Source organism: Pseudoxanthomonas sp. JC1303, from assembly GCF_058448525.1.
The window spans coordinates 344511-362018 of sequence record NZ_CP185958.1; the positions used below are offsets into that span (position 1 = coordinate 344511).

Here is a 17508-nt window from a genome sequence, read left to right on the forward strand (position 1 = left end):
ACCTCAACGCCCCTTGCTTGCAATGACGCGCCGGCGTTCCATGCCACTGTTGCGACCGCGTGCACGGCGTGCACGGATTGCAGCAGCATACGTCCGATAGTGTTGTTGCCCCGCGCGTAGCCACTCACGGCGGGACAGGTCGGGCCGGCTTTCGCCACCACCCAATGCGCGCGCGCGGCGCAGTCCTTCTTCAACCACTTCCGGGCTCAGCTCACCGTCGTACATCAAGACCCAACCTTCGCCAACTTCCGCCGAAACCGCCTCATTGTTGCCCGTGCGCGGCACGAGGACGGGCCGCGACAGCGACAACGCAAGTAGCAGCGTGCCGGAATTGTGCATCTCTCGATAGGGCAGGACCACCAATTCCGCTTCAGCGACCTCCCGCGCCAGGGTGGCATCGTCGACATACTGCAGCAGGGCGCTCACCCTGGCATCCGCATCGCACTTGCGTTCCACCAACTCGCGCATCGCCGCGTCGGAAGGATTTCCCACGATCCGCAGGGCGAGCCCCGGGTCGGCGAGTCCTGCCATGACATCAAGCAGCACCTCGACCCCCTTGTAGGGACGAATCAGGCCGAAGTGAAGCAATCTTCCCGGCACCGGGCGAAGCGACTGCGCACCAAACCAGTCCCGGTAATGGCCGTGGAGCACCGTGTCGGTCGCGGGCAGGCGCGCCTCGGTCGTTGCATTGATCCGGATCCAGCGCACCACAAGGCGATCCATCCACCTGAGCAGCACCGATTCGATGATCCCACCACGCTCATGGGGTTCAAGATTGTGCAGCGTCCTCACCACTGGCGTGCGCATCAACGTCCAGCGCAGCAACAAGAGTGCGACCGCCGCCTGCCTCAGCAGGCGCCCCAACGCACTGGAATGGCGCATCGTATATTCAGGCCAATGCAGGTGGACGACGTCGTAGCGGGTCAGCAAAGCCCGACGCAGCGACCAGAATCGGACCCGCACCATCGGTTCAAGCGCGCGCAACAGCTGGATCAGGTAGGGATTGGTCTTGGGCGTGGGCGCATTGAACTGCTGGAGCACCGTGAGTACCGGACGCGCTCCCAGGCCCACGCCAACGTTCGCCTCAGTGGAGCTCAAGCCCGGCCTCCCGCGCCAAGCGCCGCGTGGTACTCGTCGACGTAGCGTCCGACCACATGCCGCCAGTCGTACCGCTGCACATATTGCATGGCGTCCTGGCGGCGACGAATGAAGGTTTCATCATCGATCCCGACGTAGGCCTGCACGACATCTGCGCTGGTGCCCGCGTCTGAAGGGTTCACGATCACACCCAATCCAGACTCGTCGACAAGACGAACAAAGGGCGGGATCGAACTCAGGATCGGAATCAAACCGGCGCTCATGGCCTCCACGGGCGCGATTCCAAACCCTTCATGCCGGGAAAGGCACACGAAGTACTGCGCCTTTTCGATGAGCCCCCCCAATTCGTCCTCTGAAGGGGAAACCGAAATATCGACATGGCCCTTCAGGCCCCGCGCGTCGATCTCGCGCTCGAGGTCCGCGCGCGTCAGGTCGTACTCACGACCCGCAATGATCAAGCGCCATTCCGGATTGCGCGAACGCAGCGCGCCGAACAGGTCCAGCGTATCGATCAGCCCCTTGTTGACGGACCAACGACCAAAATAGATCAGCGTCCGCCCGTTCTGGCCGCTGCCGCGACCAGAGAACTTGGTGACATCGACACCGTTTTCGATCACCCGCAGGCGCTCGGGCGCGACAACCTTGGAAAAGACCGCCCCATCGTTCTCGCTCGTCGCGATCACACGCTGATAGGCGCGTGCCGAAGCCCGCGTGATGCTTCCGAACCAGAGCTGCTTTAACCTTGACGCATAGGCGGTATGGAAAAAGCCACCGTGCGTTGAAACCAACAGCGGCTTACGATGCACCAACCGGGTGGCCGCAAGGTAGTCGTAGAAGAAGTCGATGCCATGGACATGGACGACGTCCGCCGACTTGATCGCCTGAAGCACGCCACGCGTAATGGGATAGCGACTGGATCCAGACCAGGACAGGCGCTTGACTGGAATATCGCGGTGAACCTCTTCCGCCGGCAGCGCGAGCTCGGGCTGACTGAACACACGATCGAGTGTCACCACTTCGACCGCATCGCCGCTCGCCTCACGATGATGCTTGGCCACGTTGAGGACCACGTCCTCCATCCCGCCAACCGATGGATGGAACTGCCGCACGACATGCACAACTTTCACGAAACAACCCCATCTGCCGCGCTGCGAGAAGAGCGCACTCGCCTTCCGAACGGCCCCGCGCCAGCGACCCAAGGCACATCGCGCAACTGCCACATCGCGCCGCATACGAACCACCACAATGCGGCGGACTTGACGGAAAACAGGCTATTGGAGACAAGGAGACTGGTCGAGAACGCCAGCATGAAGAAGTTCTTGAACGCCTGGCCGTCCTGCGTGGGCATTTCCAGGCCAAATGCAAAAGCCAGCAGAAAAGCTCCCACGACCATGATCGACTGCGACGCAACGAAATACGCAATGCCACTGTCGAAATACGTGTAAGGCACGTCGAAGTTGAGGCCAAGCCACGCCTCGGCCGGCATCTCTCGCAAGGCATGCACGGTCAGATAGATGCGCCCCAGCGTGGTGTCCTCGTAGGCGGACACCCGTGTGATCCACACCAGCAGCATCGCCCCCAGGACGGTCAGGGGCATGATCAGAAACGAGAGGCGTTGATCCATCCGACGAAGCAAAGGCGCCCCCATCAACAGGAGAATGCTGGTTCCGGCCGCCAGCCGCCCATCTGAGGCAACGACAAGGAACAGCAGCAGCAGACCGCAAAGCGCGAGCTGAGCAGGCCGATAGGATCTCCAGAACACCAGCACGATCGCGCAGAAGAACACGATGAAGTTACCGGTCGTCACCGGCTCGACGAAAATCGAGGAAGCACGCGGCAGATCGCTGCCCGGCAGGAAGTTGCGCTCGCCAGGGCGCGTCGCGCTGACGAACAGATTACTGTCCTGGTTCCAGAAGCCGCTCGCATCCGCGCCACGCGTGTTCACGTAGTAGCTCTTGGGATTGACGACGTTGCCGTACAGATCGGGGGCCGTCAGTTCCACGGCGCCAATCAGACTGACGATGATCGCCATGCGCAGGAACAGACGCGGCAACGAGCCGCCGTAGCTGGTACCGAGCACGAGGAACGCGAACGGGATCAGCGCATCGCGGATGAACTTGGCATCGACATGCCATTCCATCAGGTAGCGAAACAGCATGACCGCGGCGACCAAACCAATCCCGGACAGGATCGCCACGATCTTTTGGCGCTCCATGGTCCAGATGCCGATACCGAAACAACTGGCGTAGATCAGAAACTCCGCCGCGTAGGTCATCGCTGGCGAAATCGAGACCAGCTGCGCATTCACAATCGCGAGAACGAAGTTGTAACCGACCGAGAACAGCAGCAGCAACTCGATGAAAAGATCCCGCAGCGGATGTGCGACCGCGCGGGCTTCCGGGCCAGGCTCGGAGACCACGTGATGAGGTACAGCAGCCATGGGGTCAGTACGCGGTCTTCTGGCCAAGCACGCGGAACGCCGTCAGCACGATGATCTTGCAGTCCAGCCACAACGACCAGCGGCGAATGTAATCAAGGTCGTACTGCACACGCTTCTTCATGGTCCGAAGCTCAGGCGTCTCGCCACGGAAGCCATTTACCTGCGCCCAGCCGGTGATGCCGGGCTTGACGTAGTGGCGTTGCATGTAGTGATTGATGAGCTTCTCGTAGTGAGTGTTGTGCTGCGCCGCATGCGGGCGCGGCCCCACGATGGACATGCTGCCGCCAAGCACGTTGAAGATCTGCGGAAGCTCGTCAAGGCTGGTACGCCGCAAGAACCCACCGAAACGGGTGATGCGTGCATCGCCCTTGGTGGCCTGCTTCACTTCGACCGCCCCTTCCTGCTGCACGTACATCGAGCGGAACTTGAGCATGTAGAACTCGCGGCCGCCAAGGCCGTTGCGCTTCTGGCGGAAGAACACCGGGCCGGGGGAGCTCAGCTTCACGCCAATGGCGATCGCGAGCAGCAGGGGCCATAGCACCGCGAGCGCGGCGATGGCGACAAACTTGTCCTGCAGCGACTTGGCCACGACGAAATAGTTGTCGCGATCGACGCCGCCCTGGCGCAGATTGATCACCGGCACGTTCCCGATCTGCTCGCCCTGCTGGTTCAGCATGCCGAAGTCGAACAGGTCGGGCACGAGCTTGACCGTGATCGGGAACCGGTCGAGCACCTGGAGCAACGCCTTGATCCGGTCGCGATCGCCAAGCGGCATGGAAATCCATACCTGCTCGATGGTGTTCTGCTGCAGGTACCGCTCAAGCTCCTCTGGGGCGGAGATGCCCAGACACGGAAGCTGGCTGGACGCCGCGCTGGGCACCATGTCGTAACGGCTCTGGAAGTAACCCACCATCTGCAGACCGACCCAGTTGTTTCGGGCCAGATATTTCTGCAGACGGAAGACAGGGGTACGCAAGCCAATGACCACGACGCGCTGCACGTCCATGCCATTGCTTCGCAGCACATTGAGGCCGTTGCGGAGCGCTGTCCGGGAGAGGACCAGTGCCACAAACCCGGTGAGATACCAGGTGCCGACCCAGGCGCGGGAGACGAACTGCCCCATTTGGACGATCAGGGCATGCACGGCGAAGAGCGCAAACACGCCCGTCCATGCCATCCCCAGAACCAGGATCTCGCGCCCCAGCCCACGGCCGCGCCAACTGCGGTACAGCGGGAAGGCACTGAAACAGATCACTGCATACAGCAGCGTGGTTCCAATCACCATTCTGTAGCCTGCCGCCGGCAGCCAGGTGTCGAATCGCAGGCGATAGGCAACCAGGGCCGCCGCGATGACGACCAGGATGTCAGAGACCCGCAGCACCACGTCAGCTGCTGCAGAGTACTTCGTAAGCAAGCGCGGCGACGAGGTGGTGTAAGCACCGCCGCTCAAATCAGCCAAGAGCATGGCGTTCTCCGTTTATCCAATTCCGGCACGGCGCGGGGGATCGCCAATACCGATACAAGACGTCGAAATCGCCCGCCTCCGGCCGCTGCAGGTGCGTGAATCCACCTGCCCCTTGGCCGTTGACGGTACCTTTTAAGTACCACTCGAGAGTGCTGTCCCATCTACCGCACGGCAATAGTCGCACAGTTGGAGCGTGGTGCGACGCAACACTCTCATGAAAGACGTCAGCATTCTGTGTAGTGGTGCACGTTCGTGGCGAAGGATTCACGCTGAGGTCGGCAGCGTGAATCCGTTGCACCTACCCCCGGGACGCACGCCTCATCGAGCTGACCAAATGCAATACCAATGCAATGACCAATCCAAGGAAGAAGCCAAACACAATGCCCAGTGCGAGATTGACTGGCAGACGGGGCGAGTACGGGGATCCCGGGATCTCGGCCGGATCGATGACCGAGATATTGTTGGCCCCGACATTCCCTGCCACGCCAATTTCCTTGAAGCGCTGCAACAGCGCGTCGTAGATCTGGCGATTGGTGTCCACGTCCCGCTTGAGCATGTTGTAACGGATGCTTCGCTCCTGCAGGTCCAGCTGATCGTGCTTGAGCGAATTGATCTGCTGTTCGGTCAACTGTTCCTGCTGCGCCGCTGCATCATATTGCGACTTCAAAGACGCCCGGATGACGCCGATCTCCTGCTGAATCTGACGGCGTCCGGCTTCGATGCGTCCCTTGAGGCGCATCATTTCCGGATAGTCCGGCTTGTAGGTCGCCAGCTTCTGGTTGTACTCGCTTTCCATGTCCACCTGCGCTTCGCGCAGACGCTGGATCAGCGGACTGGAGACCACCTGGGGCAGATTCAGCCCATTCCCGCCCCGCGCCTCGTTCCAGGCGGCTTCGGCCTGGATCTTCGCGGTCTGGGATGCGGCCAGCATGCCATTGAGTCCGCTCAGGTTCTGCGCTGGCAGCGAAGGCTGGTCGTCGCCCACCGACACGATCTGCTGATCACCCGAGTAATCAACCAGTGCGCGCTCAGACTCTTCCACCTTGCCGCGAAGCTGGTCAAGACGCTCTGACAGGTATTTGACCGCGAAGGTCGACGCATCCAGCTGCCGCTGCAGATTGTCCGCGATGAAGGTGCTGGCATATGCGTTGGCAACCTGCGCGGACAGGGCCGGGTCGGGCGAACTGAAGTGCACCTTGGCCAGACGCGAGTTGCGAACCGGCTCCACTTCCAACCCGGCCAGCACATCGGCAGTCAGTGCGCGCTCGACGGCCTCCTGCTGCCGCTTCTGGACCGAGGCTTGGTCACCCTCCGCGCCCGCCGCGGCGTTTTCCGCCGCCTTCTGGGCGATGTCCTTGTAGGCCGGGTGATCCGCCAGATGGGTCTTGCGGATCACTTCCTGGGCCAGCGTGCGACTACGAAGCAGTTCGTACTGCGTCTCGTAGAAGTCGCGATCCATCGGCGACTCCGCGGGCATCAGGTTTTCGATGTTGACCACGTTCATCGCATCGCGATTGATCTGCAACGTCGTGGTCGCCCGGTATTGCGGCGTGGTGAGCAGGGTCCCGACCAGGACGGCGGCGGCCACCAGGATCGTGATCCCGGCAATGAGCCAGCGTCGAGAAACGATGGCGTGCCAGTACTCGGCAAGCGTCACGTCGGCATGTTTGGCGTGGCTGTGCACGGGGCTGTGATCGGCGCTACTCATCGATAAGCCCTGAAGACCATGACAAAGGGAGTGAGCTCCAGGACGGTACGCAGGAGCAGGCGTGCATCGGAACGGTAGACCACGACGATGTCACCGCCATAAATCTCCGGATCGGGGTCTTTCCCCTTCTCGATCTCTGTCAAATCGAAGCGCGCGATCATCTTCTGACCATCGATCTGGCGGAACACCACCACGTTCTGGCGGCTGGCCAGGTCGCTGACGCCCTGCGCCTCGGCCAGTGCCTGCTGCAGCGTCAGTTGGGTCGCACCATTGAGCGGATAGTTGCCAGGCTTGGAAACCGCGCCGGAGACCGTCACGCGCTGACTGGTGAACTCTTGGATCAGCACCGATACCTGGGGATCCTGCAGGAACTTGCTGCCGTAGCGCCGGGTGATCTCCGCCTCCAGCTCGCTACGGGTCAGGCCTGCCGCCTTGATGTTGCCGATCAGGGGCAAGGAAATCATGCCTTCGTTATCGACGCGGACCTGGCGCTCGAGATCCTCGATCTGGAAGACCTGGATCTGGATCAGGTCACCGGCACCGATACGGTATTCCGGCGTTTCCTTGATTTCGCCCAACGGATCAGGCGCGGGCAATGAGGACTGCATGCCGCGCGTTGCACTGCAACTGGTGAGAAACACCAGGCACATCAACGCGAGCCATACGAATGGACTTTTGGAGGAAGAGGCTAGGGCCATGAAGGTTGGTCTTTACCTTGTGAGTAAGGGGAGCCCGCGTCGCCTGCGGGTCGTACCAGCGCAGGCGGAGCGCATTGCGAGGAGGTGTGCAAGCGTCACCGGACTTGAGAAAAGCATCCGCAGGCCCAAGGTGAACACGGTCTACGATTGACTATGGCACAGCGGTCAGAAGGCCTCCAGACTTCAAACAAAATGAATTCATGTGACTTACATCACGCAAGTTCAGGAAAAGAACGGACAGCGTGAGGCCGTCGATTCTCCGGAAAGCTTGCAATGATGCTGCTTTGCACCAATTTTTAAACGCCGGGCACCCACGTATCCGGCCAGCGGTTCCTGACCACAATCGTGAACACGGGAAGGCGCAACGGTTACTTGCAACTCAGCAAGCTCAATATGCCTTCACCGCTGGTCGAGAACACGTGAAAGTGGGACGCAGATCAACCTAATCAACAAGAAGCAAAAACGCCCGGCTTTCGCCAGGCGCCTTATGCTTCTACTGGTCTCTACAGGTCTGCGAATGGTCGGGACGGCCGGATTTGAACCGACGACCCTCTGCCCCCCAGGCAGATGCGCTACCAGGCTGCGCTACGCCCCGACTTCGCAAAAACATGACCCGCCAGCAGGCGGGCCGCGCATCATACCGGATAAGTCGATCGACGGGCACCCCGCTTTACGACTTTAAGGCCCAGCAATGATGCCGAGGACCGTTAGCGCCGCAACAGCTGCAGCACTTCCTCCAGTTCCAGACGGACCTGTCGGACGATCTGATTGCTCAGCGCGGACTCCTGCTTGGCCCCATCGCCCTCCAGCCGCAAACGCGCACCGCCGATCGTATAGCCCTGCTCGTAGAGCAGGCCCCGGATCTGCCGCACCATCAGCACGTCGTGGCGCTGGTAATAACGTCGATTGCCGCGACGCTTGACTGGTTCCAAGCTGGGGAACTCGGTTTCCCAGTAGCGCAGGACGTGCGGCTTGACGTCGCACAGCTCGCTGACCTCACCGATGGTGAAGTAGCGCTTGGCCGGGATCGGCGGCAGCTCGCGGTTACTGCCCGGATCAAGCATTCGACTCGCCTCCAGCGTAAGCCTCGACCCGCTCCTTGAGCTTCTGGCCTGGGCGGAAGGTCACCACGGTTCGCGCGGAGATCGGGATCTCCTCACCCGTCTTGGGATTGCGGCCCGGGCGCTGATTCTTGCGCCGCAGATCGAAGTTGCCGAAACCCGATAGCTTCACCTGACGCCCCTGCTCCAGGGCGTCGCGCAGCACGTCGAAATACGCGTCGACGAATTCCTTGGCTTCCCGCTTGTTCAAACCCACCTCATCGAACAGGCGTTCCGCCATCTCCGCTTTGGTCAATGCCATCAGTGTCCCCTGAGCCTCAACCGCGGATGCGGGCGCCGTGCTCGCGCGCCAGCGCGGCGACCGTCTCGGCCACCACCAGATCCACATCGCGGTCATTCAATGTGCGCGTGTTGTCCTGCAAAATCAAGCCCATAGCGAGGCTCTTTTGACCGCTTTCGACCCCCGGGCCGACATAGCGGTCGAACAGCAGCACCTGCCGCAACAGCGGACCGGCGACCGCCCGTACGGTCTGCTCGATCGCGGCAAACGGCACCGCCTCGGTCACGGTGAAGGCCAGATCGCGGCGCACCGACGGGAAGCGCGAGACCCCGCCCGCGCGGGGCAACGCACGCTCCACCAGAGGCGCCAGATCGACCTCGAAGCCCAGCACCGTCACGTCCAGGTCCAGCGCCTTGAGCAGGCGCGGATGCAACTGCCCGATCCAGCCGATGACCACGCCGTCGCGCAGCACCTGGGCTGAGCGCCCGGGATGCCCGAAGCCCTCCTCGGCCGGCTGGAAGGTCAACACCGCGCCCGAGGCGGCGGCCAGGCTTTCCAGGTCGCCCTTGAGGTCGTGGAAATCGACTGCACGCGACGCCTCGCCCCACTGCTCGGCATGCGCATCGCCGCACACGGCCGCGGCCACGCGCAGGGTTTCGCGCGGCGCTTGGCCCTGCCCGGCCGCCGCGAACACGTTGCTCAGTTCGAACAGACGGATCCGGCCAGCCTGGCGGGCCGCATTGCGCTGCAGGGTCGAGACCAGACCCGGCAGCAGACCGGTGCGCATGATGCCCAGCTCGCTGCTCAGCGGATTGGCCAGCGGCACCGCGCCGTCGTTCAGGCCCCAACTGTCCAGCAACTGGGCATCGACGAAGGCGAAATTGACCGTCTCCAGCAGATCGCGCGCGGCCAGCTGGCGGCGCACGGTCGCGGCGTCGAGCCGCGTTTCGGTGCCGGCCGCAATACGCGTCGCGCCGCCCGGCAGCGTGGCCGGAATGCGGTCGTAGCCGTGGATGCGGGCCAGTTCTTCGATCAGGTCCTCTTCGATGGCGATGTCGAAGCGGCGACTCGGCGCGATCACCGACCAGCCCTCGCCCGTCACGCTGACCTGCATCCCCAGCGCACGCAGGGTGCGTTCGATGTCGGCATCGGCGATGTCCAGGCCGAGCACGCGGGAGACCCGCGCGCGACGCAGCGCGATGGGCGCCGGCGCCGCCAAGTGCTCGTCCAGGGACGCCTGCACGACCGGCCCCGGAGCGCCGCCGGCCAGTTCGACGATCAGGCGCGTGGCCACTTCGATCGCCTGCGGTGCCAGCGCCGGATCGACGCCACGCTCGTAGCGGTGGGATGCATCGGTGTGCAGGCCCAGGCGACGGCCACGGCCGATGATGGCCGACGGCGCGAAGTACGCCGATTCCAGGAACACATTGCGCGTGGCGTCGGTCACCTTGGTGTCCTGCCCGCCCATGATCCCGGCCAGCGCGACCGGGCGATCTGCATCGGTGATCACCAGGAAACCCTCGTCCAACGCCGCGGTGCGCCCATCGAGCAATTGCACCGATTCGCCGGCCCGACCCTTGCGCACCCCAATCGGGCCGGTGAGCAGGTCGCGGTCGAAGGCATGCATCGGCTGGCCCAGCTCCAGCATCACGTACTGAGTGATGTCGACCAGCAGCGACACCGGCCGCACGCCGCTGCGGCGCAAGCGCTCGGCCAGCCACACCGGGGTCTGCGCGGTCGCATCGACGCCTTCGATGATGCGACCGCAATAGCGCGGCGCGTCGGCACCGGCGTCCAGCGCGATCGGCAACGCGCGGTCGTGCTCGGCGGCGACCGGCGTGGCATCGAAGGGCAGCACCTGACTGCCGCAGGCAGCGGCCACGTCGAAGGCAATACCGCGCACGCTGAAGCAGTCAGCACGGTTGGGCGTCAGCTTGATTTCGATGCTGGCGTCCGGGAGACCGAGGTAATCGGCGATCGGGGTGCCGACCGGCGCATCCCCCGGCAGCTCCAGCAGGCCGGACGCATCGGCGTCGACGCCGAGTTCCTTGGCCGAACACAGCATGCCGTTGGATGCCACGCCGCGCAGCTTGGCCGCCTTGATGGTGATCTCTCCGAGCGTGGCCCCCACCATGGCCAGAGGCGCGATCAGGCCCGGGCGCGCATTCGGCGCGCCGCAGACGATCTGCAGGTGCTCGCCGGTGCCGGCGTCGACCTGGCAGACCTGCAGGCGATCGGCTTCCGGGTGCTTGGCGCATTCGACGATGCGCGCCACGACCACCTTGTCCAACCCACCCCCGAGCGGCGTGACCTCCTCGACTTCCAGACCGATGGCGGTCAGCGTCGCGGACAGCTCGTCACGCGAGGCGCTGGTGGGGACGTGGCTGCGCAGCCAGTTTTCTGAGAATTTCATCGTGGGATCTTTTCCGTGGCGCGGGCCGCAGGCGGCGCCGCCGTCGATGCGGGAATGCGAGGATCAGCGATCAGGCGAACTGGCGCAGGAAGCGCACGTCGTTCTCGAAGAACGCGCGCAGATCACTCACGCCATAGCGCAGCATCGCAAAGCGCTCCACGCCCATGCCAAACGCGAAGCCGGTGTAGCGCTCCGGGTCGATGCCGCTGGCGCGCAGCACGTTGGGATGGACCATGCCGCACCCCAGCACTTCCAGCCAGCGGGTGCTGCCATCGGGCTGTTGCCAGGCGATATCCACTTCGGCACCGGGCTCCACGAATGGGAAATAGCTGGGCCGGAAGCGCATCTCGAAGTCGCGCTCGAAGAAGGCGCGCACGAACTCGGCCAGCGTGCCCTTGAGATCGGCGAAGGTGGAATGCTCGTCGACCAGCAACCCCTCGACCTGGTGGAACATCGGCGAGTGGGTCTGGTCGCTGTCGCTGCGATACACCTTGCCCGCGGCGATCATGCGCAGCGGCGGGCGGTGCTCGGCCATGTAGCGCACCTGCACGCCCGAGGTATGCGTGCGCAGCAGGCGCCCATCGCCGAAATAGAAGGTGTCGTGCATGGCGCGCGCCGGATGGTGCGGCGGAAAGTTCAGCGCCTCGAAGTTGTGCCAGTCGTCCTCGATCTCCGGGCCATCGGCCAACTCGTAGCCCAAGCGACCGAAGATATCGGCGATGCGCTCCAGGGTGCGGGTGATGGGGTGCAAGCCACCCCGACCGCCGTTGCGACCCGGCAGGGTGATGTCGATCGCTTCACCGGCCAGGCGCGCGTCGAGCGCGGCATCTTCCAGCACGGCCTTGCGCTCGGACAGCGCCTGCGAGATCGCGTCACGCGCGCGGTTGATGGATTCGCCAGCCGCCTTACGTTGATCGGCCGGCAGGGTGCCGAGTTGCTTGAGCTGGGCGGTGACCTGGCCGCTCTTGCCCAGCAGCGCGACGCGCAGGGATTCGACCACATCGGGTGCACCAGCGGCAGCGATGTCAGCCAGCGCCTGCGCGGTGAGGGATTCGATTTCGCTCATCGGTCCTTGGAAGTCCTTTGGGATTCCGGCGGACCCGCACACCTTTACGGGTCGCCAAAAACAACATGGGGAAGGACTTGCGCCCTTCCCCATGCATGTCTGCCGCTCTCCGGTTGGCCACCGACCCGCAGGAGCGGGACCGGTGCGGAGGGTGCATTACGCCGCGAGCGCGCCCTTGGCCTTTTCAGCCAGCGCCGTAAAGCCGGCGGCGTCGTGGACGGCGATGTCCGCCAGGACCTTGCGATCCAGGGTGATGCCAGCCTTGAGCAGGCCGTTCATGAAGCGGCTGTAGCTCATGCCGTTCAGACGGGCGGCCGCATTGATGCGGGTGATCCACAGCGAGCGGAAGTTGCGCTTCTTCTGCTTGCGGCCGATGTACGCGTACTGGCCAGCCTTGATGACGGCCTGCTTGGCAACGCGAAACACCTTGCGCCGGGCGTTGTAATAGCCCTTCGCACGGCTCAGGACCTTCTTGTGACGGCGACGTGCGGTGACGCCACGCTTGACTCGTGCCATGGTCTATATCCTCAGAGGTAGGGCAGCATGCGGTTCAAACGGCCGGAATCTTCGGCGCGAATGATGTTCGTCGCACGAAGACCGCGCTTCCGCTTGGTCGCCTTCTTGGTGAGGATGTGGCTACGGTTGGCGTGGCCAGCCTTGAACTTGCCCGACGCGGTCTTGCGAAAACGCTTCGCAGCCGCCCGGTGGGTCTTGATCTTGGGCATTGCTAGATCCTTGTGGTCTTCGATAACTGGCCTGGGCGGTGGCTGCGCCACACTTTCCGTCCTGCCCGAACCGGCTTGTAAGTCACTGATCCGCAAGGATCATGACGGGTTCCATCTGACCCGAGGGCCAGCCCGGCACGAAACCGGGCCGCGCATGATACATGGCGCGCGTTTTCCTTGCAAATCAGGGGCTTTGCCGCCCACTCCAGACATGACAAGACCGGGCCATGCCCGGTCTCGCTGCCAGCCTCGCGGCACCCGCGGGCGCCGGCGAAGGGGTTACTGCTTCTTCTTCGGCGCGATCATCATGACCATCTGCCGACCTTCAAGGCGCGGGCGCGATTCGATCACGATGTCCTCGCCCAGGTCGTTCTCGATGCGCGTGGCCATCTCGCGCCCCAATTCCTGGTGGCTCATTTCGCGACCGCGGAAGCGGATGTTGACCTTGACCTTGTCACCCTCTTCCAGGAACCGGCGCATGTTGCGCAGCTTGATCTGGTAGTCGCCTTCGTCGGTGACCGGGCGGAACTTGAGTTCCTTGATCTCGACCTGCTTGGTCTTCTTCTTGGCCTCGTTGGCCTTCTTCTGGGCTTCGAACTTGAACTTGCCGAAGTCCATGATCTTGCACACCGGCGGGTCGGCCTGTGGCTGGATCTCGACCAGGTCCAGGCCTTCGTCCTCGGCCATGGCCAGCGCTTCGTCACGCGAAAGCACGCCGATCATCTCGCCGCCGCTGCCGATCACGCGGACGCGCGGAACGCGGATCTCTTGGTTCTTTCGGTTTTGCTTGTTGTCAGGGGTACTGATGTTGCAGTCTCCGTTATGGGGTGGGCCGACACCCGTCCGGTGTCGGCTCCTTGATCACGCTGCGTGCTCGGTGCGCAGCCGCTCGGCGAATGCCTGGACGCTCATTGTGCCCAAATCCTCGCCTGAGCGCGTGCGCACGGCAACAGCGCCATTTTCCTTCTCGCGGTCGCCGACCACCAGCAGGTAGGGGACCCGTTGCAGCGTATGCTCGCGGATCTTATAGCCGATTTTCTCGTTCCGCAAATCCGAAACGACCCGGAAGCCTTGATTCGCAAGGATTTTCTTCACCTCGTCGACATACTCGGCCTGGGCATCGGTGATGTTGGCCACCACGGCCTGGACCGGCGCCAGCCAGGCCGGATAGGCCCCGGCATGGTGCTCGATCAGGATGCCGATAAAACGCTCCATTGAGCCGACGATCGCCCGGTGCAGCATGACCGGGTGCTTTTTCTGGCTGTTTTCGTCGACATACTCGGCGCCGAGCCGGGCCGGCATCATGAAATCCACCTGCATCGTGCCCAGCTGCCAGGTGCGGCCGATGGCGTCCTGCAGGTGGTATTCGATCTTTGGGCCATAGAAGGCGCCTTCGCCCGGCAGCTCCTGCCATTCCACCCCGCAGCTGCGCAGGGCCGAGCGCAGCGCGTCCTCGGCCTTGTCCCAGGTAGCGTCGTCGCCCAGGCGCGATTCCGGGCGCAAGGCGATCTTGATCTGGATGTCCTGGAAGCCGAAGTCCGAATACACCTTCAGCGCCTGCTGGTGGAAGGCGGTCACCTCGGATTCGATCTGCGCCTCGGTGCAGAAGATGTGGCCGTCGTCCTGGGTGAACCCGCGCACGCGCAGGATGCCGTGCAGCGCGCCGGAGGGCTCGTTGCGGTGGCAGGCGCCGAACTCGCCATAGCGGATCGGCAGGTCGCGATAGCTGTGCAGGCCCTGGTTGAACACCTGAACGTGGCCCGGGCAGTTCATCGGCTTGACCGCGTAGGTACGCTTCTCCGACTCGGTGAAGAACATGTTCTCCTGGTAGTTGTCCCAGTGGCCGGACTTCTGCCACAGCGACACGTCCAGGATCTGCGGGCAGCGAACCTCGCCATAGCCGCTTTCGCGATAGACCCGGCGCATGTACTGCTCGACTACCTGCCACAGCGCCCAGCCCTTGGGATGCCAGAACACCAGGCCCGGGCCTTCTTCCTGCAGGTGGAACAGGTCCTGCTGCTTGCCGATGCGGCGGTGGTCGCGCTTTTCGGCTTCCTCGATGCGCTGGATGTAGGCGTCCAGCTGCTTCTTGTCGGCCCAGGCGGTGCCGTAGATGCGCTGCAGCTGCTCGTTCTTGGCATCGCCGCGCCAGTAGGCGCCGGAAATGCGGGTCAGCTTGAACGCCTTGAGGAAGCGGGTATTGGGCACGTGCGGGCCGCGGCACATGTCCACGTATTCCTGGTGGTAATACAGGCCCATGGCCTGGACATCGTCGGACATGTCCTCGATCAGGCGCAGCTTGTAGTCCTCGCCCCGGGCCTTGAAGGTCTCGATGACCTCCGCGCGCGGGGTCATCTTCTTGATGACGTCGTAATCCTGGGCAATCAGCTCGCCCATGCGCTGCTGGATCGCCTCCAGATCCTCCGGGGTGAAGGGACGCTCGGAGTAGATGTCGTAGTAGAAGCCTTCGGCGATGACCGGGCCGATGACCATCTTCACGTCCGGATACAGCTGCTTGACCGCGTGGCCGACCAGGTGCGCGCAGGAGTGGCGAATGATCTCCACGCCCTCGGCGTCCTTGGGCGTGATGATGCGCAGGGTCGCGTCGTGGTCGATCACATCGCTGGCGTCGACCAGCACACCGTCCACGGCACCGGCGACGGTGGCCTTGGCCAGGCCGGCACCGATGGACTGGGCCACCTGCATGACGGAAACGGGGGCTTCGAATTCGCGGCGGCTGCCGTCGGGGAGGGTAATGGTGATCATGGGTCTGCGAGTCGGTCTGGGGCCGCCGGCGGCAGCGGCCGCGCGGCATGACGGGAATTGGGGACGAAAAGCCTGAAATACAAAAGGCGCCCCGTGGGCGCCTTGCAAGCAGGGTCCACGTGGCGGGTCAGCAGTGGGCGGTGGTAGTGCTCATGTCGCACGCTCGGCCGGCGCAGGGCGCGGGCCACCTGTTCCCTTGGGGGACGGAATGAGGCGCCGATGATAGCGCGGATTAGGGCGGAATCTCCCATCGGCCGGGCCTCCATAACCCGCGGGCCGCCCGGGGGGCGCGGCTATACTGCCGCCCCACCCCGCCGTGACCGCGCTGCCCGTGCCGCCTGAACCCGTCGTCGCCGAACTGATCGACCTGCTGTCCCTGGAACGGCTGGAGGACAACCTGTTCCGGGGCCAGAGTCGGGACATCGGCACCAAGTACGTCTTCGGTGGCCAGGTGCTGGGGCAGGCGCTGTCCGCAGCGCAGGCCACCGTCGATCCGGCTGGCGCGCGGCGCGCGCACTCGCTGCACGCGTACTTCCTGCGCGCCGGCGACGTGGAAGCCCCCATCGTCTACGACGTGGACCGCACGCGCGACGGCGGCAGCTTCTCGGTGCGCCGGGTGACCGCGATCCAGCACGGCAAGGTGATCTTCTTCTGCGCGGCGTCCTTCCAGGGCGACGAACCCGGGGTCGAGCACCAGCCGGAGATGCCGCAGGTGCCGGCGCCGGAAGCCATCGATGAACAGCCTTCGGTGCCAGCGGAGGTCATGGCGACCCTGCCGCCCAAGGTGCAGCGCTGGCTCAACCGGCTGGGTCCGTTCGAGTTCCGCCACGTGCAGCCGCGCAACGAGCTGGATCCGCAGCGCCTGCCGCCGCGCCAGCAGTTCTGGTTCCGGCTGAGCGAACCGGTCGGCGATTCGCCGGAGCTGCACCGCGCCCTGCTGGCCTATGCCTCGGACTACCAACTGCTGGGCACGGCCAATTTCCCGCACGGCATCAGCTACTACCAGCCCAATGTGCAGATGGCCTCGCTGGACCATGCCCTGTGGTTCCATCGCCCGTTCCGCGCGGACGACTGGCTGCTCTACGCCATCGACAGCCCGACCGCGCAGAATTCGCGTGGCATGGCCCGCGGGCTGATCTTCGACCGCGCAGGTCGCCTGGTGGCCAGTACCGCGCAGGAAGGCCTGGTCCGGGTGGTGCCCACCGCTGGCGATGCCGCCCACGTGCCGGCCAAGGAATAGAGACCCGCCATGCGCCAGATCTTCACCAGCCAGCGCGTCGAGACCGTCGAAGGCGTGGCCGAACTGCTCCAACAGGCCGGCATCGCCACCTATATCAGTAACGGGCGCTCGTACCACGGGCGCCGCGGCAGTCAGTTCAAGTACTCCGAGCCGACCGCCAAGGCCAAGCAACCCACCGTGTGGGTGCGCCACGCCGACGATCAGCCGCGGGCGCGCGAACTGCTGCGCGAGCGCGGTCTGCTGGAGAGCACCCGCCCCGGCCAGTCGCGCATGATCGAGTTCGCCGATCGTGACGACGACGCGACCGGCAAGCGCCCCTGGGCCCTGCGCATCCGCCTGGTGTTGCTGGCGCTGATCGTGGCCGCCGCGGCCTTCACCTTCCTGCATCATCGGGACATGCGCCAGCAGGCCCAGGCCGAAGCGCAGGCCGCCGCCGCGCGCGCGGCCCGGCAGCCGCAACACCGTCCGCAGGACGATGGCCTGAAAGAGGACGAGCAGCGCGTCCGGATCCCGATGCTGCCGCCCGCGCCGCCCGCCAAGTGAGATGA

At 64.1% G+C, this 17508-nt stretch carries 16 protein-coding genes and 1 tRNA gene; 2 read left to right on the plus strand and 15 right to left on the minus strand.

Annotated elements, in window-relative coordinates; all coding sequences use genetic code 11:
• Nucleotides 1-3: 3 nt before the first annotated feature.
• From ACORQU_RS01595 to thrS, 15 genes are all read right to left on the minus strand, one after another.
• Complete coding sequence (locus ACORQU_RS01595) at nt 4-1098, minus strand: glycosyltransferase (RefSeq protein ID WP_491642964.1); 1095 nt, start codon at nt 1096-1098, stop codon at nt 4-6.
• Nucleotides 1095-2225: a glycosyltransferase family 4 protein gene (locus ACORQU_RS01600; RefSeq protein ID WP_491642965.1), complete on the minus strand. Its 1131-nt coding sequence runs from the start codon at nt 2223-2225 to the stop codon at nt 1095-1097. Before ACORQU_RS01600 ends, ACORQU_RS01595 begins: the two co-directional genes overlap by 4 nt.
• The gene (locus ACORQU_RS01605) at nt 2222-3538 is read right to left on the minus strand and encodes a polysaccharide biosynthesis protein GumE (protein ID WP_491642967.1); all 1317 of its coding nucleotides are present in this window, start codon (nt 3536-3538) and stop codon (nt 2222-2224) included. Before ACORQU_RS01605 ends, ACORQU_RS01600 begins: the two co-directional genes overlap by 4 nt.
• A 4-nt stretch (nt 3539-3542) precedes the next feature.
• On the minus strand, nt 3543-5003 hold the full coding sequence (locus ACORQU_RS01610; protein WP_271645112.1) for an undecaprenyl-phosphate glucose phosphotransferase: 1461 nt from the start codon (nt 5001-5003) through the stop codon (nt 3543-3545).
• Nucleotides 5004-5301: 298 nt separating this feature from the next.
• Nucleotides 5302-6711, minus strand: a complete 1410-nt coding sequence (locus ACORQU_RS01615) for a GumC family protein (RefSeq protein WP_271645111.1) — start codon at nt 6709-6711, stop codon at nt 5302-5304.
• On the minus strand, nt 6708-7409 hold the full coding sequence (locus ACORQU_RS01620) for a polysaccharide biosynthesis/export family protein (protein ID WP_271645110.1): 702 nt from the start codon (nt 7407-7409) through the stop codon (nt 6708-6710). Before ACORQU_RS01620 ends, ACORQU_RS01615 begins: the two co-directional genes overlap by 4 nt.
• 518 nt (nt 7410-7927) lie before the next feature.
• Nucleotides 7928-8004 (minus strand) — tRNA-Pro (locus ACORQU_RS01625).
• Nucleotides 8005-8116: 112 nt separating this feature from the next.
• Nucleotides 8117-8473 (minus strand): MerR family transcriptional regulator, encoded by a 357-nt coding sequence (locus ACORQU_RS01630; protein WP_271645109.1) that lies wholly within the window; start codon nt 8471-8473, stop codon nt 8117-8119.
• Nucleotides 8466-8771, minus strand: coding sequence for an integration host factor subunit alpha (locus ACORQU_RS01635; protein ID WP_271645108.1), 306 nt, complete (start codon nt 8769-8771; stop codon nt 8466-8468). The genes ACORQU_RS01630 and ACORQU_RS01635 overlap by 8 nt, the downstream gene beginning before the upstream one ends.
• A 16-nt stretch (nt 8772-8787) precedes the next feature.
• Nucleotides 8788-11163 (minus strand): phenylalanine--tRNA ligase subunit beta, encoded by a 2376-nt coding sequence (gene pheT / locus ACORQU_RS01640; RefSeq protein ID WP_491642969.1) that lies wholly within the window; start codon nt 11161-11163, stop codon nt 8788-8790.
• A 70-nt stretch (nt 11164-11233) separates the two neighbouring features.
• Nucleotides 11234-12229 (minus strand): phenylalanine--tRNA ligase subunit alpha, encoded by a 996-nt coding sequence (gene pheS / locus ACORQU_RS01645; RefSeq protein WP_491642970.1) that lies wholly within the window; start codon nt 12227-12229, stop codon nt 11234-11236.
• Between the two features lie 156 nt (nt 12230-12385).
• Entirely contained in the window at nt 12386-12745 is a 360-nt protein-coding gene (rplT, locus tag ACORQU_RS01650; protein ID WP_271645105.1) for a 50S ribosomal protein L20, read from the minus strand.
• 11 nt (nt 12746-12756) lie between these two features.
• Complete coding sequence (rpmI, locus tag ACORQU_RS01655; RefSeq protein WP_014160066.1) at nt 12757-12954, minus strand: 50S ribosomal protein L35; 198 nt, start codon at nt 12952-12954, stop codon at nt 12757-12759.
• Nucleotides 12955-13233: 279 nt separating this feature from the next.
• Nucleotides 13234-13761, minus strand: a complete 528-nt coding sequence (gene infC / locus ACORQU_RS01660) for a translation initiation factor IF-3 (RefSeq protein WP_271648644.1) — start codon at nt 13759-13761, stop codon at nt 13234-13236.
• 54 nt (nt 13762-13815) lie between these two features.
• The gene (thrS, locus tag ACORQU_RS01665; RefSeq protein WP_491642973.1) at nt 13816-15720 is read right to left on the minus strand and encodes a threonine--tRNA ligase; all 1905 of its coding nucleotides are present in this window, start codon (nt 15718-15720) and stop codon (nt 13816-13818) included.
• A gap of 331 nt (nt 15721-16051) precedes the next feature.
• Between thrS and tesB the strand changes: the two genes are divergently transcribed.
• Nucleotides 16052-16960 (plus strand): acyl-CoA thioesterase II, encoded by a 909-nt coding sequence (tesB, locus tag ACORQU_RS01670; RefSeq protein ID WP_491642975.1) that lies wholly within the window; start codon nt 16052-16054, stop codon nt 16958-16960.
• 9 nt (nt 16961-16969) lie between these two features.
• Nucleotides 16970-17503, plus strand: coding sequence for a putative signal transducing protein (locus ACORQU_RS01675; RefSeq protein ID WP_491642977.1), 534 nt, complete (start codon nt 16970-16972; stop codon nt 17501-17503).
• The last annotated feature ends 5 nt before the right edge of the window (nt 17504-17508 follow it).